General features: G+C 44.4%; 19 protein-coding genes. All 19 read left to right on the top strand.

The genetic code is table 11. From position 1 onward, the window contains the following. The first annotated feature begins 7 nt into the window (after positions 1-7). The 19 genes from ACTWQL_RS03265 to ACTWQL_RS03175 all read left to right on the top strand — a co-directional run bounded on the left by ACTWQL_RS03265 (position 8) and on the right by ACTWQL_RS03175 (position 22,693). A complete protein-coding gene (locus ACTWQL_RS03265) occupies positions 8-784 on the top strand; it encodes a fumarylacetoacetate hydrolase family protein (RefSeq protein ID WP_443140982.1) in 777 nt (258 codons plus the stop codon). A gap of 56 nt (positions 785-840) precedes the next feature. Beyond that, a complete protein-coding gene (locus ACTWQL_RS03260; protein WP_443140981.1) occupies positions 841-2,628 on the top strand; it encodes an L-lactate permease in 1,788 nt (595 codons plus the stop codon). 323 nt (positions 2,629-2,951) lie between these two features. Further along, positions 2,952-3,113 carry a hypothetical protein gene (locus ACTWQL_RS03255; protein WP_443140460.1) on the top strand — a complete coding sequence of 54 codons (162 nt, stop codon included), beginning with the start codon at positions 2,952-2,954 and terminating at the stop codon, positions 3,111-3,113. Positions 3,114-3,370: 257 nt separating this feature from the next. Continuing rightward, on the top strand, positions 3,371-4,114 hold the full coding sequence (locus tag ACTWQL_RS03250) for a (Fe-S)-binding protein (protein ID WP_443140980.1): 744 nt from the start codon (positions 3,371-3,373) through the stop codon (positions 4,112-4,114). Next, positions 4,104-5,573, top strand: coding sequence for a LutB/LldF family L-lactate oxidation iron-sulfur protein (locus ACTWQL_RS03245; protein WP_443140979.1), 1,470 nt, complete (start codon positions 4,104-4,106; stop codon positions 5,571-5,573). Before ACTWQL_RS03250 ends, ACTWQL_RS03245 begins: the two co-directional genes overlap by 11 nt. Then, a complete protein-coding gene (locus ACTWQL_RS03240) occupies positions 5,530-6,246 on the top strand; it encodes a LutC/YkgG family protein (RefSeq protein ID WP_443140978.1) in 717 nt (238 codons plus the stop codon). Before ACTWQL_RS03245 ends, ACTWQL_RS03240 begins: the two co-directional genes overlap by 44 nt. Positions 6,247-7,404: 1,158 nt before the next feature. Next, positions 7,405-8,115 (top strand): cell division ATP-binding protein FtsE, encoded by a 711-nt coding sequence (ftsE, locus tag ACTWQL_RS03235; protein WP_443140977.1) that lies wholly within the window; start codon positions 7,405-7,407, stop codon positions 8,113-8,115. Further along, on the top strand, positions 8,084-8,977 hold the full coding sequence (ftsX, locus tag ACTWQL_RS03230) for a permease-like cell division protein FtsX (RefSeq protein ID WP_443141461.1): 894 nt from the start codon (positions 8,084-8,086) through the stop codon (positions 8,975-8,977). The genes ftsE and ftsX overlap by 32 nt, the downstream gene beginning before the upstream one ends. A gap of 96 nt (positions 8,978-9,073) precedes the next feature. After that, complete coding sequence (locus tag ACTWQL_RS03225; RefSeq protein WP_443140976.1) at positions 9,074-10,273, top strand: murein hydrolase activator EnvC family protein; 1,200 nt, start codon at positions 9,074-9,076, stop codon at positions 10,271-10,273. Positions 10,274-10,980: 707 nt separating this feature from the next. Next, the gene (locus ACTWQL_RS03220; RefSeq protein ID WP_443140975.1) at positions 10,981-12,453 is read left to right on the top strand and encodes a PTS mannitol transporter subunit IICB; all 1,473 of its coding nucleotides are present in this window, start codon (positions 10,981-10,983) and stop codon (positions 12,451-12,453) included. A gap of 362 nt (positions 12,454-12,815) precedes the next feature. After that, positions 12,816-13,037, top strand: a complete 222-nt coding sequence (locus tag ACTWQL_RS03215) for a hypothetical protein (RefSeq protein ID WP_443140974.1) — start codon at positions 12,816-12,818, stop codon at positions 13,035-13,037. A gap of 85 nt (positions 13,038-13,122) precedes the next feature. Then, positions 13,123-15,234 (top strand): BglG family transcription antiterminator, encoded by a 2,112-nt coding sequence (locus ACTWQL_RS03210; RefSeq protein WP_443140973.1) that lies wholly within the window; start codon positions 13,123-13,125, stop codon positions 15,232-15,234. Beyond that, on the top strand, positions 15,234-15,671 hold the full coding sequence (locus ACTWQL_RS03205) for a PTS sugar transporter subunit IIA (protein WP_443140972.1): 438 nt from the start codon (positions 15,234-15,236) through the stop codon (positions 15,669-15,671). The genes ACTWQL_RS03210 and ACTWQL_RS03205 overlap by 1 nt, the downstream gene beginning before the upstream one ends. Before the next feature lies 1 nt (position 15,672). Continuing rightward, positions 15,673-16,821: a mannitol-1-phosphate 5-dehydrogenase gene (locus tag ACTWQL_RS03200; RefSeq protein WP_443140971.1), complete on the top strand. Its 1,149-nt coding sequence runs from the start codon at positions 15,673-15,675 to the stop codon at positions 16,819-16,821. Between the two features lie 56 nt (positions 16,822-16,877). After that, positions 16,878-17,849 carry a cation diffusion facilitator family transporter gene (locus ACTWQL_RS03195; protein ID WP_443140970.1) on the top strand — a complete coding sequence of 324 codons (972 nt, stop codon included), beginning with the start codon at positions 16,878-16,880 and terminating at the stop codon, positions 17,847-17,849. 174 nt (positions 17,850-18,023) lie between these two features. Continuing rightward, the gene (locus ACTWQL_RS03190; protein ID WP_443140969.1) at positions 18,024-19,058 is read left to right on the top strand and encodes an LCP family protein; all 1,035 of its coding nucleotides are present in this window, start codon (positions 18,024-18,026) and stop codon (positions 19,056-19,058) included. Positions 19,059-19,559: 501 nt separating this feature from the next. Continuing rightward, complete coding sequence (locus tag ACTWQL_RS03185; protein ID WP_443141460.1) at positions 19,560-21,020, top strand: S41 family peptidase; 1,461 nt, start codon at positions 19,560-19,562, stop codon at positions 21,018-21,020. Between the two features lie 99 nt (positions 21,021-21,119). Continuing rightward, complete coding sequence (locus ACTWQL_RS03180) at positions 21,120-21,287, top strand: hypothetical protein (RefSeq protein WP_443140968.1); 168 nt, start codon at positions 21,120-21,122, stop codon at positions 21,285-21,287. Positions 21,288-21,496: 209 nt separating this feature from the next. Further along, positions 21,497-22,693, top strand: coding sequence for a hypothetical protein (locus ACTWQL_RS03175; RefSeq protein WP_443140967.1), 1,197 nt, complete (start codon positions 21,497-21,499; stop codon positions 22,691-22,693). The last annotated feature ends 238 nt before the right edge of the window (positions 22,694-22,931 follow it).

Genomic DNA, 22,931 nt, shown 5'->3' with positions numbered 1-22,931 from the left:
GAAGGAAATGAAGTTTGCGAGATTCAAATATCAAGAACAAGTGCACTTCGGTGTCCTAACCGAGGGTGAATGCAAATTAATAGAGGGAGACCTTTTTGATAGTTGGGAATATACCGGGGAAACAGTGGCAAAGGCCGATGTTGAGTTCCTGGCACCAGTGCCCCCGAATAAAATTATCGGAATCGGTGCCAATTATGTCGGCAAGAAGGAGGAGCTGCCTTCTTCACCGCCGGACATGCCGGTGTTCTTTTTCAAACCGGATTCATCTGTGACAGGGCCAGATACCGAAGTGATCGTGCCTGAATCCATTGATGAAATCAAGTTTGAATCGGAATTGGCAGTCGTCATCGGCAAAGCAATGAAAAACGTAGCGAAAGAGGAGGTGCTCGACCATATTTTCGGTTATACGATCGGGAACGATGTAACGGCTCCTCAATTTTTCCATGAAAACGGGCACTGGACGCTCGGAAAAGCTTTCGATACGTTCACACCGATCGGTCCTGTCATTGAAACGGAACTCGATCCAGACAAAATTCATGTCAAGGCGGTGGTGAATGGTGAGGAAAAACAGAACAGCCCGACAAACCTTATGATTGTGCCGTTGAGAGAAATGGTTGCATATCTTTCCAAGGTCATGACGCTGCAACCGGGAGATGTCATTTTAACGGGAAGTCCATTAGGAGCCTACTTTGTTAAGGATGGTGATGTTGTCGAATGTAATATTGATGAAATCGGATCATTGAAGAACACCTTTGTGAAAGCCCCTGTTCCCATCAAGTCCTGATTACGACCAATGAACAGGGAGGGGATTGAAAAATAATAGGGTTATAGGAGGTAATTATGAGTACTGGTACTTTGGCATTATTGTCGTTATTACCGATTGCCGCTGTTGGGATATTCCTCGTAGGGCTCAGATGGCCGGCAAGTAAAGCTATGCCGATTTCGTACTTAGTGGCGGTGGTTTTGGCTTTATTTGTATGGAAGATTCCCGGTGCAACAGTCGCTGCTGCCTCTGTCAACGGATTAGTCGTTGCTGCCACACTACTTTACATTATTTTCGGTGCCATTCTATTATTGAACACGTTACAGGAAAGCGGTGGAATCAAAACCATCCGCGAAGGTTTCATCGATATCTCCCCGGACAGGCGGATCCAGGTGATCATCGTCGCCTGGCTTTTCGGTTCGTTCATTGAAGGATCTGCTGGTTTCGGTACGCCTGCTGCGGTAGCTGTACCGCTGCTTGTCGGACTCGGGTTCCCAGCAATGGCTGCGGTTGTAGCGGGGATGGTCATCCAGAGTACACCGGTCTCCTTCGGTGCTGTTGGAACGCCAATCCTTGTCGGGGTACAAACAGGTTTAGTCGCGGATGCAAGCATCACGGATAACTTCCTCTCTCTCGTAACGATGATCGGCGGAAAGGTCGCGATCGTCCATGCGATTGTCGGGACACTCGTTCCGTTGTTCGTTGTTGCGCTTATGACACGCTTTTTCGGGAAAAACAAATCGTTCAGAGAGGGAATCAAGGTCTGGAAGTTTGCGTTGTTTGCTGCTTTTGCAATGACAGTTCCGTATGTGATCGTCGCGAATGTGCTTGGTCCTGAATTTCCTTCCCTGATTGGTGGTCTTGTCGGTCTTGCAATTGTCGTTTTCGCTGCTAAAAAAGGCTTCCTCATGCCACCGAAAGAAGAGCATTGGGATTTTGAAGAAAAATCGAAGTGGGATCCTTCCTGGACTGGAAAAATCGAAATCGGGGATATCGAGCATCGGAATGGAAGAATGTCGATGGTCCGTGCATGGATGCCTTACATTCTCATCGGTGTATTCCTCGTCTTGACAAGATTGAAAGCGCTGCCATTTTTGGAGTGGCTCCAGGCATGGACGGTTACATTCGAGAATATGTTCGGGACCGAAATCACAGCTAGCTTCCAGCCGCTCTATCTGCCGGGTACGATTTTTGTCCTCGTCTCATTGATCACCTTTTTCATCCACCAGATGGATTTGGGTGCCTATAAAAGGGCATGGGCTCATTCCGGTAAAACGATGATTGCTGCCTCGACTGCACTTGTTTTTACCGTGCCGATGGTCCAGGTCTTCCTCAATTCCGGCGGAGGTGCTGCTGGTTATGAGCGGATGCCGATTGTACTGGCCGATGGAGTGGCTTCACTCACCGGAGACATCTGGCCGTTGTTTGCGCCATTCATCGGTGGGCTCGGGGCGTTCATTGCCGGAAGTAATACAGTCAGTAACATGATGTTTTCTTTGTTTCAGTATGATGTTGGCTCGCAAATCGGTGTCGATGCTTCCTGGATCGTTGCATTGCAAGCGGTCGGTGGTGCTGCAGGGAATATGATCTGTGTGCATAATGTCGTTGCGGCTTCTGCTGTCGTTGGACTGGTCGGAAAGGAAGGGGATGTTATTCGGAAAACACTCATTCCGTTCTTCTATTATGCGACTGCAGCCGGCGCACTCGGATATTCGATCGTCTGGACGGCCGAAAAGGGTGTGGTGAATATCGGGACGGTTATCGTTACCGTCATCGCTGCTCTTGCTATTTATACAATTGCCACGAATAAAAATAAGACGGACCTTGTCCAGATCGATCAGAAACCGATCAAGTCAGTGAAATAATTGCAAAACCCCTTCGAGTGCAGACGGAGGGGTTTTCAATTCATTTCAATAGGCTGTTTTCGCAAACTTTATTGCTCTTGCACTTAAAGAAAGTATAAAATACTTTCTTCAGTATAAGGGCAACTAAGGCTCGACCTACAAAAGGCTTGGTCTCGCCAAGTTTTCTTTAAAAGTCGTTGATTTCCGCTCCAGGATACTCGCTTTCCGCGGGGCGTACGGTGAGCCCACTCGACGCCTAGCGACCTCAGGAGTCTCCTTATCAAGGAAGCATTTGTGCTCCTGCGTCTACAAGAAAGTCCTGTCGAAGCGAGCTTTCTCGTCGCATGCCTTGCGAGGAGATTATTCAGGTAGTAGGCACGCTGATCCCGCAGGACAAGGAAAGCTTCGGCAGCGTTACATCACACGAAGAAAATGCGATTTTCATTTTCGAGGAGTCTCGCACCTTGCTTTCCAATCAACTTGCACAAGGTGAGTTTTTAAAATGACTCACAAGCAACAATCTTTTAGAAAAGAGCCTTTCAATAAAAGGACAACTGCTCAGCCAGCGCTAAAGCTTGGCTTTGCCAAGTTTAACTTTACAGAAAATTCGCACGATATTGTTGTGGGAGGGACACGCTTCTACTATAATACAACCAAGTCAATTCAATCGCTTTTTAAAAGGCTGGAAGGATTTCGGTTCAAGGCAGAATGTAAGATTAACAGGATCTTAAAATAAGAAAGATTGATAGGAGGGGAGCCATACATGAACGTTTCCTTATTCATCACTTGTTTAGCCGACTTGTTTTATCCAGAGGTCGGGATGGATACCGTCGAACTGCTGGAAAAGTTCGGTTGTGACGTTGATTTTCCTGAACGACAGACATGCTGTGGACAGCCGGCCTTCAACAGCGGTTATCACCAGGAGGCGAAACAAACAGCCAAGCATATGATCAAGGTTTTCGAGAATGCCGACTATGTGGTCACGCCTTCGGGCTCATGTGCAACGATGCTCAAGGAGTATGTCCATCTTTTTGATGATCATCTATGGGCATCATACGCCTCGAAACTGGCGGATAAAACTTTTGAGCTGACCCAATTTTTAGTCGAGGTCCTTGATGTTAAGGATATCGGTGCAAAACTACCAGCAAAGGCTACCTATCATACGTCCTGTCATATGACGAGATTGCTAGGGGTTTCCGATGCGCCTGGAAAACTATTAAGTAGGGTGGAAGGACTGGAGATGCAGCCGCTGCCGAACTGTCATGATTGCTGTGGCTTCGGTGGGACGTTTTCAGTAAAAATGCCGGAAATCTCAAAAGAAATGGTCGATGACAAGGTTGAAAATATCAAGAAGAGCGGCGCGGACATTCTCATAGGATCAGATTGCGGCTGTTTGATGAATATCAGCGGGAGGCTGTCGAGAGAAAAATCCCCTGTACGAGTGCTTCATATCGCACAAGTGTTGAACGGGAAATCTGTAGATGGAGGTGAACCGGATGGGCATTAAGATTGGAGACCGGAAATTTCCGGAACGAGTGAACACAGGATTAGGGAACAATTTTATGCGCGGTGCTGTCCAATCGGCCCAGGGCAGGCTGCGGGACGGACGATTGAACGCAGCTGAGGAGCTCGGAGACTGGGAAGAATGGCGGAACCTCGGTGAAGAGATTCGGAAGCATACACTCGAAAACCTCGATTATTATCTTGAGCAGTTGAGCGAAAATGTGGCCAGACAGGGTGGGAATGTCTATTTTGCAGAAACGGCTGAAGACGCCAACCGGTACATAAAAGAGGTGATCGAAAAGAAAAACGCTAAAAAGGCGATCAAGTCCAAATCAATGGTGACCGAAGAAATCGGAATGAACGAGGCGTTGGAAGAAGTGGGCTGTGGGATTGTCGAGTCGGATCTCGGCGAGTACATCCTGCAAGTGGATGACTGGGATCCACCGTCCCATATCGTTGCCCCTGCACTTCATAAAAACAAGGAGCAGATCCGCGATGTTTTCCGGGATCGCAAGGGGTATTTAAAGACGGAAAAACCAGAGGAGCTCGCCCTGTTTGCACGTGAGCAGTTACGGAAGGAATTTCTGTCAGCGGATGTCGGCATTACCGGTTGTAATTTTGCGGTTGCAGAGTCTGGATCGGTCAGTTTGATTACGAACGAAGGAAATGCGCGTTTGGTCTCGGCGCTTCCGAAAACGCAGATAACGGTAATGGGCATGGAACGGATCGTGCCGACCTGGGAAGAGCTTGATGTGCTCGTCAGTCTGTTGTGCAGGAGTGCGGTCGGACAGAAGCTGACAAGCTATGTCACAGGTTTGACGGGAGTAAGAGGCGAGAATGAAGTTGATGGACCAGAGGAGTTCCATCTCGTCATTATCGACAATGGTCGTTCGAAGATCCTCGGGACCGAATTTCAGGAAGCGTTGCATTGTATTCGATGCGCTGCTTGTATCAATGTGTGTCCCGTTTATCGTCATATAGGCGGACATTCGTATGGTTCCATCTACCCGGGTCCGATTGGAGCGGTACTGACACCGCTTCTGGATGGCTATGAGGATCATAAAGAATTGCCATACGCCTCGACACTCTGTGCAGCATGCACGGAAGCATGTCCTGTCAACATCCCCCTTCACGATTTGTTGAACAAACACCGGAAAAAGATTGTGGAAGAAGAAGCCTCTGTACCATGGGTAGAACGGACGGCGATGAAAGTTTTTAAAGCAGGGACGACTTCAACGGCTTTGTATAAAATCGGGACGAAAGTAGCACCGATGTTCATGACGCCTTTTGTAACCGGCGGTAAGATTACTTCTGGACCAGGTGCTTTGAAGGGATGGACGGCCAGCAGGGATTTTCCTGCTCTGCAAAAGGAACGCTTCCGGGATTGGTATAAAAAGCGTGGAAAGGATGGTGCTTCCTATGACAGCGGGATCGATCCAAAATCGCGAAACCTTTCTAAATAATGTCGCGAAACATCTAGGCAGGGAGCGGATCAGAGGGGATGTTGTGAAGCCTGAGTGGCAACACCAGCCCCAGTGGAGAGTGATGAACTCCTTCAGTCAGGATGACCTTCTTGAGGTGATGAAGAGCCAATGCACGAAGATCCATACAGACCTTGTCGAAACCAATGTTGAAAATCTATCAACTGCGCTTGCCGATGTTGTCGAGCAATACGGAAGTAAATCGATCATTTCATGGGATGATCCCAGGGTCAAGGAATATGGTTTGGATGGTTATTTGAATCAGGAGGATGCTCCTTTCAGTTTTCATGAGTGGAATACTGAGGCGGGACGGAAAAACATCGATCTGGCTGAGCAAGCAGATCTCGGAATCACGTTCAGTGATGTGACGCTCGCGGAATCTGGCACAGTCGTCCTTTTCAGTGATGAAGGGAAAGGACGGGCAGTGAGTTTGCTCCCAACCGCCTATATTGCGATCGTACCGAAAAGCACCATCGTACCACGGATGTCGCAGTCCACACGCCTGATTCATGAAAAAGCGGAAAGCGGAGAGCGCTTCCCGACTTGTATTAATTTTATTTCAGGACCGAGTAACAGTGCCGATATCGAAATGAGCCTCGTTGTTGGCGTCCACGGCCCAATCAAAGCGACGTATATCGTTGTGACGGACCGATAGATAAGCGGGGAAAGTGTGCCTGATTCGTACAGGAAGAAGAGAAAAAAATGGTGAGCTGTCCCGAAACAACGCAAATTGGGACAGGGGCAGGAGAAAAAAGAAAAAAGCGACAGCCTGTCCCAAAACAACGCGAATTGGGACAGGGGCAAGAGTAAAAAGCGATAGCCTGTCCCAAAACAACGCGAATTGGGACAGGGGCAAGAGTAAAAAGTGACAGCCTGTCCCAAAACAACGCGAATTGGGACAGGGGCAGGAGAAAAAAGCGATAGCCTGTCCCAAAACAACGCGAATTGGGACAGGGGCAGGAGAAAAAAGCGATAGCCTGTCCCAAAACAACGCGAATTGGGACAGGGGCAGGAGAAAAAAGCGACAGCCTGTCCCAAAACAACGCGAATTGGGACAGGGGCAGGAGAAAAAAGCGATAGCCTGTCCCAAAACAACGCTAATTGGGACAAGAGCAGGGGAAAAAAGCACGAAGCTGTCCGAATTCAGAGCTTCCCGATAGTCCAGCAAAAAAGCAACCCCTGCGATACCCTTAGTGAGACACGAATGACAAAGTTCCCTGACTTCCAACGGGCATGGTAATGATTTCGAAAAAAGGAACAACAAAAAATAGACGTTCATATTTTGTTCAAACAATGAGCTGGTTCCTATAAGACCGGCTTTTTTCTTTTCATCTAAGGACAGAGAATCAAAACAAGTTCGAAGTACTATTACTACTAATCGATTGAATGTCCGTTAACAATAACCGATAAGAGGAATGATAGTTTTTCAGATAGAATCCGCACTATCACTGCAACGCGTTGAAGAGATATTTGGTACATTCTAATCAGGACCTAGGAGAAGAATTTTTATACGAATAGACTATTTCTTAGCAGGAATACATGGGTTAGTGTAGAATGGTATGCGCAAAAGGAAAAACTTGTCGAATCTTATCGAAGCTGAAAAGTGGCGTTATACCTAGATTTCGTCATATTTTAAAAGAAAATGAAACACAAATGTAATACTATTTTGGGTTATTTTGGCGAATCGAGATGTTATAATAGTTGTTGCTAAAAGTCAATTTCAAACTAAATCTACTATTATACTCTGATATAAAATAACAGGATATTTACTTCGATTAGAATTGACAACAAGAAAATACAAGGTGTGATGAAATTGATCGAAATGATCGATGTTTGGAAAACCTATCCTAACGGTGTAATGGCACTGAACGGGATAGATATCCATATAGATAAAGGGGAATTTGTCTACGTCGTTGGTTCGAGTGGTGCAGGAAAGTCAACATTCATTAAATGTATGTACCGCCAGGAAAAACCGACTAAGGGAAATATCATAATAAACGGGAAAAGCCTTACAAAGGTGAAAGAGCGTAATATCCCATACTTAAGAAGACAAATCGGTATCGTCTTCCAGGACTTTAAGCTCCTGCCGAAATTGACGGTATACGAAAATGTCGCGTTTGCTCTCGAGGTCATCGAGGAGTCACCAAAGGTCATACGTAAACAAGTGATGGAAACACTTGAACTCGTAGGTCTCAAGAACAAAGCGCGGTTTTTACCTGATGAGCTCTCTGGCGGTGAACAGCAGCGTGTATCGATTGCTCGATCCATCGTCAATAGACCGCATGTTGTGATTGCGGACGAGCCTACAGGAAACCTGGACCCCGAAACGGCCTGGGGCATTATGGAAGTTTTTGAAGAGATTTCGAATAGAGGAACCACTGTAGTTATGGCTACCCACAATAAAGAGATTGTAAACACGATCAAAAGACGGGTGATCGCCATCGAAGGCGGTCGCATCGTACGTGACGAGAAAAGAGGTGTATACGGTTATGATGAAACCCCGGACCCTCTCTCGACACATTAAAGAAGGTTTTAAAAACCTGGGACGAAACGGATGGATGTCTTTCGCATCGGTCAGTGCCGTAACCGTGACCCTTTTACTTGTCGGTGTATTTCTGGTTCTATTGCTTAACATCAACGCAATTGCGTCTCAAATAGAAGATGATGTTGAAATCCGTGTGTATTTGGATAAAACGATAAAAGCGGATAGACAGGAACAGATTGAAAAAGATCTGAATGGAATCGATCGGGTCAATGATGTACGATTTGTCCCGAAAGAACAAGGCTTGAAAGAGTTGATTGATAGTTTAGGAGATGAGGGTGAAGTATTCGCATCTCTTGAAAATGAAAACCCGCTGCCCGATGCGTTTGCTGTAAAAACGGAAAAGCCACAGGATACACCTGTTGTCGCCAAGAAAATCGAAGGAATTGAGAACGTGACCAAAGTCGAATACGGCAAAGGTACCGTCGAGAAGCTTTTCAAGGTGACAGACACGGCACGCAACGTTGGCTTGGTCCTTATTGTCGGACTCTTGTTTACAGCGATGTTTTTGATTGCCAATACGATCAAGATCACGATCGTTTCACGTGGTAGAGAAATCGAAATCATGAAATTGGTAGGTGCGACGAACGGATTCATCCGATGGCCGTTCTTCGTAGAAGGATTTCTGTTAGGTGTCCTTGGAGCGCTTGTGCCAATCGGACTCTTGATCCTTGCTTATCAATTCATCTATGAAGCTGTAAGTGTTGATTTGAAAACCGTGTTCATTCAACTTCTTCCAGTCTATCCGCTGATGTTCCAGCTAGCTGGATTGCTTATTGTCATCGGCGCATTCATAGGCGTATGGGGAAGCATGACATCAGTCCGTAAGTTCTTGAAAGTCTAATTTCGCAAATATAACAAAGCAAAAAATAGGTTGGGGCTGCCGTACAGGCGGTCACCAACTACTTACATACTTAAAACTTGAATGGGGGATAAGAGATTGAAAAGGAAGTTCATAGCAGTCGCAGCCTCGATCAGTTTAATATTTAGTGGATTCAATTTTGTCGGTGGTAATGAGGCTCATGCCGAGTCTCTGAAAGATAAGATCGATAGTGTAAAAGAAAAGCAGAGCAATAACTCATCAAAACAAAAAGAAATTAAAAAAGAGATTGAAAAGATTAAGCATAATCAAGACCTGTTAGATGCTGAAATTAAAAAGCTGGATAACCAGGTCGCTGAGACGGAAAATAAAATTGCTGGGAAAGAAAAAGAAATTGCAAATACGAAAGAAGAAATCGATAAGCTGAAAGTGGAAATCGCTGAGACAAAAGAACGTATCGCTGAACGTGATGAGATGTTGAAAGATCGTGTAACAGCAATGTACGAAAATGGTGGTTCTGTTCAATACTTAGAGGTATTGCTGGGATCGAAAAGCTTTGGAGATTTCCTTGACCGCGTTTTTGCTTTAAACGAAATTTCGAAGCAGGATAAAGAAATTCTTGACGCACACAAAGCTGATAAAAAAGCGCTTGAAGAAATGATGACAGAAGTTGAACAACAACTTAACGAACTAAAAGATCAAATGAAAGAGCTTGAAGCTTTGGAATCTGATTTGAAAGCCCAGGCAAAACTAAAAAATGAATTGTTGAGCGAGCTTCAAAAAGAAGAGGAACACAAGCATTCCGAAATGGGCAAATTGGAAGACGAATCTGATCTGTTGAAAAAGCAGCAAGCAGCATTCGAAAAAGAGATGAAGCGCCAACAAGCGGCAAAGAACAGCGGATCGTCATCAACTCCAGCGGTCGGTAACGGTATGTTCATGAAACCGGCTAACGCCCCGCAAACTTCAGGATTTGGATCCCGTTGGGGAGAACAGCACGCTGGAATAGACCTGGCGAAAGGCGGCACAGTACCAATTGTTGCAGCAGCTTCAGGTACAGTCATCAAGTCTTACTATTCAAGCAGTTACGGAAATGTTGTGTTTATTGCACACTATATCAATGGTCAAAAATATACAACAGTCTATGCACATATGAGAAATCGTTTGGTTGGAAATGGCGCTTCTGTTAAGAAAGGCCAGCAGATCGGTAATATGGGAAGTACTGGAAGGTCGACTGGTCAGCACTTGCACTTTGAAATCCACAAAGGTGATTGGACTCAAAGCAAGTCAAATGCAGTCAATCCGAATAATTATTTCTAAACGATGGATGAAGATCACACCCCGGGAACGGTACTGGGGTGTGATTTTTTCATGAAGGCCTGTCTGTGGAATGTTTTATGTGTTTTTTGTAGATAAAATCTTGTTTTTGTAGATAAATTTGGATTTTTGTAGGTAAATCCCCACTTTTGTAGATAATTTCAAGTTTTTGTAATTAACAATCTGTTTTTTGTAGATAAATCAGATACTCCTATAAGTTGACCGAGAATTTCCCTTAGTTACAGTCGATCTCTGCACTTTTTATGAATAAAAACCAACCTTAAAACCCTAATTAATCTGTTTTCATCCATCATCAGATGAAAGTATCGATTTTTGGAGAGAAGAAGGAGCAGAAGAGTCAACACAATCTCCTCAGCTCACTTGCATAGGGTGTGCTGGTTTAGACGTCCACCACAAGACCAAGATTTCCATTCCATCCTTGTCGTGTTGCGTCGAGTAACTGCTGGCACAGATGTGGGGGTTGTTTAGTCGAGGGACCTTAATTCTCCCCCAGGGTCTTGCATATTTCCACTGCCATAAGCCTTCAGGATCTTCCTTTCCACCCTCCAATAGCAACAAACTTTTATCCTACTTAAATGTTGTCAACATTCCCTTTGCCAAAGATGCATTTTCATTGTATTGATAGCGCTCTTGTAAACGCTTTATGATAAAGGTAATCATAAAGTTGTTTAAAATGAGGGGGATTAAATATGGTTGAAAATAAACAGCAATCTGGCATAAGAGCGAAAATTCAACGGTTTGGCAGCTTCTTAAGCGGAATGATCATGCCGAACATAGCAGCATTCATCGCCTGGGGGATCATAACGGCCCTATTCATCGAAACAGGCTGGTTGCCGAACGAAAGCCTTGCGGAACTAGTGGGACCGATGATCACTTATTTGCTTCCATTATTGATCGGATTCAGTGGTGGACGTATTGTCTATGATTTGCGCGGAGGTGTCGTCGGGGCAACAGCGACGATGGGTGTCATTGTCGGTGCTGACATACCTATGTTCCTTGGCGCGATGATTATGGGGCCGCTTGGTGGTTATGCAATTAAACAAGTCGACAAATTGTTTGAAAACCGTATACGTTCTGGTTTCGAAATGCTAGTCAACAATTTCTCAGCTGGTATTACTGGTGCGATTTTGACAATTATCGCCTATCTCGGTATCGGTCCAGTGGTAAGTGGCATCACAAAAGGACTTGGAGCCGGTGTTGAAGCGATGATCAACGCTGGACTATTACCATTGGTCAACCTTTTCATCGAACCAGCCAAAATACTATTTTTAAATAACGCAATCAACCATGGAATCTTAAGTCCGCTTGCAGTTGATCAGGCACAGCAAGTCGGTAAGTCGATCTTATTCTTGCTTGAAACTAACCCAGGACCAGGGTTAGGTGTTCTGATCGCTTTCATGGTCTTTGGTAAAGGGATATCCAAACAAACGGCTCCTGGTGCTGCAGTCATCCACTTCCTTGGTGGAATTCATGAAATCTATTTTCCTTACATCTTATCAAAACCGACATTGATCCTAGCTGTCATAGCTGGAGGCGTAAGTGGAACAGCAACGTTTGCGGCTTTTGGGGCAGGTCTTACGTCAACTCCTTCTCCAGGTAGCATATTCGCGCTGTTGGCTTTGACACCGAAAGGGAACTTTGCTGGGGTCGTTTTAGGTGTGCTGGTTGCCACATTAGTATCTTTTATCGTTGCTTCAGTTATCTTAAAAACGAGTAAACAGGACGAAGAAGGTCTGACAGAGGCGACTACACGGATGGAAGCAATGAAAGGCAAGAAGAGCAAGGTTTCGAATCAATTGGTTTCCAATAAGGATGAAGAAGTGACCAATACAGCAGAACCTGTTGATAGGGATACAAGTGAAGTGCCAAGTGTCGATCAAGAAAATATTGATAAAATCATCTTTGCTTGCGATGCTGGAATGGGGTCCAGCGCCATGGGCTCATCATTATTGAAAAACAAATTCAAAAAGGCAGGCATTGAGATCGATGTAACCAATATGGCAATTAATGATCTCCCTTCAGATGTGGACATTGTCATCACCCATAAGGATCTTACAGAACGGGCGATCCAAAAGGTTCCTGATGCACATCATATCTCTGTCGATAATTTCTTGAACAGCCCTAAGTATGATGAGTTAGTTGAACAATTGAAAAAAGATTGAAGAATTGAAGAGAAGGGTCTGCATGTTCAGACTCTTTTTCTTTTAGGAGTTATTATCTATCGTTGAATTTCAAAAATTTCGAATGAAAATTAAGGCTGTTTTCGCAAACTTTGTTGCTCTTGCACTTAAAGAAAGTATAAAATACTTTCTTCAGTATAAGGGCAACTAAGGCTCGACCTACAAAAGGCTTGGTCACGCCAAGTTTTCTTTAAAAGTCGTTGATTTCCGCTCCAGGATGCTCGCTTTCTGCGGGACAGGTGAGCCCACTCGTCGCCTTGCGACTTCAGGAGTCTCCTTTTCAAGGAAGCATTTGTGCTCCTGCGTCTACAAGAAAGTCCTGTCGAAGCGAGCTTTCTCGTCGCATGCCTAGCGAGGAGATTATTCAGGTAGTAGGCACGCTGATCCCGCAGGAGTCTCGCACCTTGCTCTCCAATCAACTTGCACAAGGTGTTTTTTTAAAAATGACTCAAAAGCAACAATCTTTTAGAAAAGAGCCAAAATTAAAAAGAAAAATCTTTTACAACATACCTCAATTAAATTTTGTCAACATTAGAACAGACGAGGTTACATTTAGTTTTCGTTGATGTATAAAGGGTTTACCACGTAGAATTTGAGTTGAGCAATGCTTTTGATATTTAAATTTTGTCAACTAAAGGAGGTGATTGACTGATGTATATGACTGCAAGGGAACGAAAAATATTGGATGTTTTGTTGCGCGCAAAGAATGAAATCCCAATAAAGGAGATTGCCGATCAGATAGGTGTCAGTTCAAGAACCATCCACAGGGACCTTAAAGAATTGGAACGTATATTGAAGTCGCATGGGATCTCAATTGATAAAAAAGCAGGAAGCGGGTTGAAATTGAAAGCATCTGTAAATGATCGAAATTCGCTTTTATCTGTTATCCATCAACAAGAACCGTCAGATTATACACCTGAGGAGAGGCAGACATTGATCCTTTCAAGATTATTGGAAGCCCGTGAACCTGTGAAATTATTCGCTCTTGCTGATGAATTGGGTGTAACGGTTGCGACGATCAGTCATGATTTAGACAAAATAGAAGATTCGTTGGAAAGTTTTCATTTATCTTTGGTTCGCAGGCGTGGATATGGTGTCGAAATACAAGGGGATGAAACACATATCAGGGAAGCGATTGGCCAATTGATCTTGCAGCATACGGATGAGATGAACCTTTTATCCATTTTACGTGAAAAGATAACGAAGCCGACTCCTTCCTCTTCCAACACACTTTCCGAACAGCTATTGGCCATTATCAAAAAAGAAAAGCTGAAGATCATTGAACAGAGTGTTGACGCTATCCGTCATTCCTTACAAAATCAACTCGTCGATAGTGAATATATAGGTTTAGTCATCCACCTTGCATTGGCAATGGAACGGATCCAACAAGGAGAGACGATCAGTATGCCGCCTGAACAGCTGGAAAAGCTCAAATCTACAAAAGAGTTCGCTGTTGCAGAAAGGTTGATCGAACAGTTGGAGGGTGTTTTTGAAATCATGATTCCTGAGGCGGAAACGGGGTATATCACGACTCATCTACTAGGAGCGAAAGTTCGAAATGGTGAGGATTTTTCAGAAGAGGCTGATTTGATGCTGGCCTTTAAAGTAAAACAGTTGATCGAGCTTGTTTCCGAGCGAATCAAGATCGACTTCCATCAGTCCGATCACCTTCTGAATGATCTAGTCAGCCATTTGAAACCAAGTATCTACCGGCTTCAGGAAAACAAGGAGATCAAGAATCCGTTAACAGACCAAATTGAACGTGATTATCAAGATCTTTTTCAAATTGTAGAGGAATCCGCTCATGAGGTGTTTCCATATCATTTTCCAAAGACAGAAACAGCCTTCCTTGTCATGCATTTCGCCTCTGCTCTTTTGAATATGGAAGGCTCCCGAGGACTTAAAGTATTAGTCGTTTGTTCAAGCGGAATCGGTACTTCAAAAATATTAGCGGCAAAACTGACCCGAAATTTCAAAGACATTGAGGAAATCGAACATCGCTCTTTATTCGAGCTGGACGAGTTGGATCCTATTCAATACGATCTGATTGTTTCAACGATTGCTTTATCAGAAATTGACCAGTACATTCAGGTTAATCCGATGCTTCCTACTTTTGATGTCCATAAAATAGAGCATGTATTGCGGAAGAAACGGATTACGGATTCGATCAAAGTAAATCATCTCAATCAAGTAAACAGCTCATTGTCCGATCAATCACTGAAAGAAATCCGTGGTTCTGTTGAAGCAATCCATAAATATGTGGAAGTTGTCGATCAATTGTTGACCACCATGAAGGTTACCCATCATGATACGGGGACTTATGAAAAAGTATTGAAACAAACGTGTCAGAGTTTTGAAGCAGAAGGATATATCAGTGATGGACACTCTGTCATGGAAGCTCTCTTGAAACGTGAAAAAATAGGCGGTCTTGGAATCACTGGGACGAATCTCGCTCTATTTCACGCGAGACACGGACAGATCAGACAACCGATTTTTACGGTTCAAATACTACCCGAGCCGATCACCGTTCAAGGCATGGATCAGACCCCTATGGAGATCCATACGATTTTACTAATGCTTGCACCAGTAGATATCCATAGGGAAGGGCTGGAAGTATTAAGTTTTCTTAGTTCATTGATTGTAGAGCGTTCGGAATGTGTTGAGATTCTTCAATCAAAAAAGGCTGAAAAAATTGATCGCTATGTAGCGAATCAGCTGCATCGGTTTTTAGAGGGAAAATTATCAAAAAGGGGAAATGAGTAATGTCTGAAACTATTTTAACGGCTGATAATATTGTTTTGGGTACGAAGTTATCGTACAAGGAAGAAGCTATTCGCTTTGTTGGTGGAATCCTTTACAATCAAGGATATGTTGAACGTGGATATATTGATGAAATGTTGAAGAGGGAAGAGATTACATCCACTTATATGGGAAACTTTGTGGCAATCCCACATGGCACAGATGACGCGAAAAAGTCTGTTAAGGAAACAGGGCTGAGCATTGTCACCGTTCCTGATGGAGTGGATTTCGGTGACGGGAATACTGTAAAACTGTTGATCGGTATTGCCGGCAAAGGGAATGAGCACTTGGAGATCCTTTCGAAAATCGCGATTGTCTGCTCAGAAGAAGAGAATATCGAAAATATCCTTCAAGCTGAAACTGCCGAAGAAGTCATTTCTATATTTAATGAGGTGAACTGATATGTTAGCGATTCATTTCGGTGCAGGAAACATCGGACGCGGATTCATCGGTGCCTTGTTAGAGAATTCAGGTTTCCAAACGGTATTTGTCGATGTTAATGCTGAATTGATCGATGAATTGAATCGTCGGGGCTCTTATACGATCGAACTTGTAGGAAGTGATGAAAACATTGAAGTACACGGACTTAGTGGCATCAATAGTTTGAAGGATCCGGAAGCGGTTATTGATGCAATTGCTGAGGCCGATCTCATGACCACAGCTGTTGGCCCGAACATCCTGCCGATCATATCTGAATTGTTGGCAAAGGGATTGCAAAAACGGTTGGCACAGGGCGGTGGTGTACCGCTAAATGTGATTGCCTGTGAAAATATGATTGGTGGCAGCACCCTTTTGAAAGACTATGTGTACAAACAGATCGACCCGGAGATGCAAGATTCATTAGACGAGATGATCGGATTTCCTGATGCGGCTGTCGATCGGATCGTGCCGCTCCAATCCAACGAAGACCCATTGCTCGTAAAAGTTGAACCATATTATGAATGGGTAGTGGAAACGAAAGGAATAAAGGGTAAGAAGCCGGATATAAACGGGGTCACTTTTGTCGATGATTTGACTCCCTATATCGAACGGAAGTTGTTCACTGTCAATACCGGCCATGCTGCCGCAGCCTACTTAGGTTATCAAAAGGGCTTTCATACGATAAAGGAAGCGATGGAAAACAATGTCATCCAAAACGATGTTCGATCCGCTCTACAGGAATCTGGAGCAGTTTTAGTCAAAAAATACCCCTTCAGTGTTGAAGAACATCAAGCTTATATTGAAAAAATCATCGACCGTTTCTTAAACCCGCATATTTCTGATGAAGTGACGCGGGTTGCCAGAGCCCCAAAACGTAAGTTGGGAGCTAAAGATCGGTTGGTCGCACCTGCTGTCGATTACTTGGATATGTTCGGGAAAGATCCGGTTTCACTTGGGAAAGTCATTGCTGCGGCCTTAACTTACGATCATCCAGATGATGAAGAAGCGATGGATCTTCAAGTGTCCATCCAAAAGCATGGATTCATGGAAGCATTCAAAAATGTTGCCGGTTTGGATGAGAACAGCCGCTTGCTCACGATTGTGCGGGAGCAGTTAATTACGAATGAATAGAGTCTTACCTCCAGGTTGATAATGAAAATAACTTTAAACTGAGCAGGTGGACGAGAATGGCATTTATCGATCTATTGAAAAAAGGGAACAAATCATCGGGTATAGCTGCAGCTGGAAATGCTTTTCTGACAGTTATCAAAGGAATCGCTGCTTTTGTCAGTGGAAGCGGCACAATGTTGGCAACAACGCTCCATTCAGCTGCTGATGCGACCAATCAGGGGTTCGTTTTCATAGGAAGCGCATTAGCTGAAAAAGAACCGACAAAACGTTTTCCAGCAGGGTTCGGAAGAGTGGTTAACCTGTTTGTCCTGATAGCTGTGGTGGTTGTATCAATCATGGCATATGAAACAGTCCTGAAGGGTTGGGAGCTGATCCAGCATCCTAAGCCTTCTACGAATATATGGCTGAATATCGGAATTCTAGCGGTCGCTGTCATCATTGACGGTTTTGTTTTAATTAAAGCGATGAAAGAAATTCTCAAGGAAACAAGGGCTGAAGTAACTGGTGGCAGTCTCATTGCATCGGCTCTGAAGAATGTCTCTTTAGCAGCACCTCCTACAAGACTGGTTTTTTACGAAGATATCATTGCAACGTTCGGTGCGTTGCTTGCGCTGGTAGCCGTTGTGCTTTCTCATTTTACAGGATTTTATTTATTGGATGGTATAGGGACACTACTTATCGGTCTGTTATTAATCGGTATTGCCTTAAAAATCGGTTATGAGAACACAATCGGTCTGATTGGTGTTGCTGCTCCGAAAACGGTAGAGGATCGGATTGCAAGCCTGATCCTGTCACAATCGGATGTGGTCGATATTAATAAAATGCGGATTTTACAAGAGGGCAGAAAATATCACGTGGAAAGCTACATTGAACTAAAGAAAGGATTCTCGTTAGCTGAGGCTGACGATATCAAGTTCCTTGTAAGGGACCTGGTTCTCGCTGACCCAGATGTGGATGATGTGACACTCGGAATCATTGAATCGGACGATAAACAAAGTTGGGAAATAGCCCCTCAAGATCAAAAGTAACAAACTTTTCAGATTTTTCATCAGAAAAGGGTTTAGGTCGACGAACACTCTCTAGTAGAATAGGTAGAGAGTGTTTTTGCACGTGAAAAATTGTTCTCTAAGCGTCAATCATGGAAATAATGCAGCAAATCTATACGTTCAAATCTTAGTAATAGTATCGGAAAGGTGGTTTTGATGGAATCAAGATTTGACAGACGGAAGAAGAAACGGAAATGGCTGAGGTATACGATTTTCACCCTCCTTATATTGGTGCTATTGCCCCTATCCTATACGGCTTACCTCTATACGAAAGCCTCGGATATTACGGAAAATGCACAAGTTTCCTTGGACAGGGGAGAAAAATCGGATAAAAGGGAAGAAACGATCGACCCGGAAAAAGATAATTTCTCAATCCTGTTTGTCGGTATAGACAGCCGGGATGGAAAGGCTAAGGGAAGTCTTTCAGATGCTTTGATGGTCGCAACGTTCAACAAAACCGACGATACAGTGACGTTGTTAAGCATCCCTAGAGATTCGTATGTGGATATTCCGGGGCATGGGATGGATAAAATCAACCATGCGCATCTAGTAGGTGGATTGGAATTGACTGTTCAGACGACTGAAGAACTGCTTGATATCCCGTTGGATTATGTCGTACGTGGTAACTTTCAAGCCTTTAAGACAGCAATTGATGAATTAGGCGGCGTTGAAATCGATATAGAGGATCAATATGTCGTTGATCAGATAGCGAAAGAAACACATGGAAAAGTCGATTTGGATACAGGAATGCAGCAGTTGGACGGTGAAGAAGCTTTGGCTTATGCTCGTACGCGAAAAGCGGATTCTGACTTGCTGAGGGGTGAAAGGCAAATGCAAATCATCCAATCAAGCATTGGAAAAATGAAATCTTTTTCTTCTGTTTCCAAGTATGATGGATTACTAGAGAGCCTTGAAGGCAACCTCTCTTTGAACCTTTCTTTCAACGAAGTCCTTTCTTATGTTCCGTATATGACGAAAGTGAAAGAGGTCGATAAACTCCAATTGTCAGGGTACGATTACCAACCGGGCTCAACTTATTATCTGCAGCTTGATGAGCAACAATTGGATGAAGTCAGGTCTCAACTGAAAAAGGAATTGGAGTTGGATGAAGGAGAGAATAAGCAGTATTCAAGCTGGACTCCAGCGGGAGTAGAAAGCGAAACAAGCCCCCGCAAGCGAGTATATTTCTAAAAAGCTATTTTCGCAAACTTTGTTGCTCTTGAAAGTTGTTGATTTCCGCTTCAGGTGCTCGCTTTCCGCGGGGCGTGCGGTAAGCCCACTCGTCGCCTTGCGACATTGAATGGTCTCACCTGTCCCGCTGATCCCGCAGGAGTCTCGCACCTTACTCTCCAATCAACTTGCACAAGTTGGTTCATTACCAAAATGACCCAAAAGCAACAATCTTTAAGAAAAGAGCTTTCTAAAAACAACAAGATATGCGAAAACAGCCATTAGAAAATAATCCGATATCCTTGTTAGATTCTGGCTTCTGTAGTAGTATGGAGCTAGCTTTAACGATACAAGAATACAAGATCGTTTTTTTCACACATAAAGGATACAAGCTGTTCATATAGTATACCGAGTAAGTGAATGGCACGGACTTAGGGGGACCTTACTCATGTGAGAAGGCATCGCATCTTGAAGGTGTGGTGCCTTTTCCTGCAAACACGATGGGGTGATGATGAAATGAATGTGAAAGGTAAAGTGGTTGCATTATTGGTGGCGGGCTCACTTGCTGTCGGAGCTGGTGGTACATATGCCGGAATGACTATGTTCTCTGATGATGAGAGTCCTTCCCTTTTAGAAAAAGCAATTGAAAACGGCACAGAACGGAAAATAGGAAGTTCCGGATCAGCTGAAGATTTCGAGAAGATTGAAAAGACGTATGAACTGATATCGGAAAAATATGTCGATGATGTCGACCAGGAAAAACTTTTGGAAGGCGCCATCCAGGGGATGGTCAATACGCTTGATGATCCATACTCCGTCTATATGGATGCAAAAACGGCTGAACAATTCAACGACACGCTCGAGTCTTCTTTTGAAGGGATCGGTGCAGAAGTTACGATGATGGATGGGTATGTGACGATTGTTGCTCCTTTCGAAGATTCACCGGCTGAAAAGGCTGGTTTGAAACCGCACGATCAGATCATTTCCATTGACGGGAAAAGTACGAAAGGCCTTGATCTATACGATGCAGTATTAAAGATCCGCGGTAAAAAAGGATCGACCGTAAAGCTTGAGATCAAACGTGCAGGCGTCAGCGATCCATTGTCGATCGATGTGAAACGTGACGAGATTCCGATTGAAACGGTGTACTCCGATGTCATCGAAAACAATGGTAAGAAAATCGGGCATATGAAAATCACATCGTTCTCTGAAGACACAGCTTCTGATTTTGAAAAGCAGCTGAAAGAGCTTGAGGGTAAAGGAATCGACGGACTGGTCATCGACGTTCGTGGTAATCCAGGTGGTTTCTTGAATGCTGTACAGGATATTGCCCAGCTGTTCATCACAAAGGATGATCCGATCGTTCAGATTGAAGCACGAAACGGTGAGAAGCAACGGTTCTTCTCTGACACGAGCAAGAAAAAGGATTACCCGATTGTCGGCTTGATCGACAAGGGAAGTGCATCGGCATCTGAGATTTTAGCAGCAGCCTTGAAAGAAGCTGGCGGATACGAAGTCGTCGGTGAAAAATCATTCGGTAAAGGAACAGTGCAGCAAGCGGTTGAAATGGAAGATGGCAGCAGCCTTAAGCTGACGATGTTCAAATGGTTGACGCCAGATGGCAACTGGATTCATAAGAAAGGCGTCGAGCCGACGGTAAAAGAAGAGCAGCCAGCTTACTACCGTGCAAACCCGATTACGATCGAAAAACCGTTGACGTATGACATGACGGGTGAACAGGTGAAAAATGTCCAGACGATCTTGAAAGGATTGGGCTTCAATCCTGGACGGGATGACGGATATTACGATAATAAAACGGAAACCGCGGTACGCGCATTCCAGAACGCTAATAAAGTGAAAGCGACCGGTAAGGTGGACGAAGAGACCGCTTCACTCATGGAACAGAAGCTGCTAGAAAAGATCGACAGCGGAAAAAATGATCAGCAGCTGCAGACGGCAATCGAAGTTTTATTCGGAAAGTAAAAGCAGGATGAAACGTATGACTGTCGAATATATCCGTAGAAGATGCCCTTCTACGGATTTTATTTTGCATTCTTTTTCGAATGTTATAGGAGGAAGGTTTTGGAGATGTTTATAGGGGATATTGTGTTCCAGCTGGTTGGGTTTTTAATGTTGATCGGGATGATCTCAGTGCCTATTTTTGTGATTACATATATGCGCAACAGAAAGGATCGGCTTAAAGAGATCGAACGAAAGCTGGACCTCTTACTACAATTAAAGAAAGAATAAAATACATTCTTCAATATAAGCGCAACTAAAGCTCAGCCTGCGCCAAAGGCTTGGGATTGCCAAGTTTTCTTTAGAAGATAAATCGATGAATGAATAAGCGTCACAAAACTTCTGCGGGAAAGCGAGCCGTTGAGCCCTCATAACGAGAAGGCTAGTGGTTCGCCTGCAACGAATAAGAAGAGAAACGATAGATTGTTGGGGGCTGAAATATGCAAGATATACTGTTCAATATACTTAAAGCGATGGGTTGGTTTTTCCTCAATCCTCTTTTTTACGTCATATTATTATTGATTGGATTCCATGCTGTCACACGTGTGAAACGGGAGCGAAGTGATTTCCGCGTCCGGGTGTATGACACGTTGGATGATTTTGTAAACGGGATCGTACCCGGCCTTGTGATCGGTTTGATTTTCTCAGTACTGAGCGTGTTCGCCGGATTGTATCTATCATTCGGTGTGATCGCCGTCATGTCCGTATTTTACATCGTGCTCGGTTTGACGTTGCGTAAAAACTACTTCAACCCGGTGTTTGCCGGTACATTGACCTATTTAGCAGCTGCTTACATGCCGCCGTTTGAAACAGGCGTTCGGATTTTAGATGGATGGCTCGTCGATCTGCAGGACGTTTCTCTTGGTATGATCGCGCTATTGGTTGCCGCATTGCTTGTCGTCGAAGGTATTCTGATCATATCAATCGGTGGGAAAAACACGTCTCCGATTCTTTTGCGTGGTAAAAGAGGGAAGGGAATCGGTGCCCACGTTATCAGCCGAATCTGGTTTGTCCCTTTGTTCGTCCTCGTACCCGGATCGGTAGTGGCAACATCAGACTGGTTCCCACTGCTCCAGATTGGTGAGGCGAGTGTCGGCTTTGCACTTGCGCCGTTTGCGATCGGGTTCCACCACGTCGTATCGCAATCGATGCCAGAGCCAGTCGTGAAAAACATCGGCAGCCGTTTCTTTTTGCTAGGTCTCATCTTGCTCGCCGGATCGGTGCTGTTGATCACCTTCGATCTGGAAATGCTCAGCATCGTTATCGTCGGACTTGCAGCTGTCGGGCGTAATGCACTGATCCTGTACTACCGAAAGCTGGAGATCAAACGTGCACCATACTTCAGTGCGATGAATGAAGGCTTGCGCGTCCTGGGGATCATCCCTGGCTCACCGGCATCTAAAATGAATGTCTCGATCGGGGAGCGCATCATCAAAGTGAACGGAAGAAAGATGGAGCGGGTCGAGGACTTTTATGGAGCCGTGCAGAGCAGCGCGTCCTTTGTAAAACTGGAAGTCCTGAACTTCAACGGCGAAGTCCGCTTCGTCCAGCGCTCTCTTTATGAAAATGAGCATCACGAACTAGGCTTATTGTTCGCCCAGCCTGAAAAAGCAAAACGCAGAAAAGTAGTAGGCTGAGTAGAAAATGGATAAAAAGTTGATGAAAACCGTCCAGCATGGCGGTTTTTTCCTTTTATCCTACAATGAACTGTCGAAATTGGGCTTCCAACTTACCGATTTTCACCGGTTCTGTTCGTTCTTTTAGGATTGTTGCATCAACTCCTTTGCGTGATGGAAGAATGTTTTCTCTAAAAACAGTTCTTCTCCTCCTAGTAATCTACTCTTTTCTAATAGACTTACACGCTTGTCCAAACCT

Origin of the sequence: Pseudalkalibacillus sp. R45, from assembly GCF_052246725.1 — a bacterium.
In the GTDB taxonomy this organism is placed as follows: domain Bacteria; phylum Bacillota; class Bacilli; order Bacillales; family Fictibacillaceae; genus Pseudalkalibacillus.
This window is presented reverse-complemented; position numbering and strand designations above follow the sequence as displayed.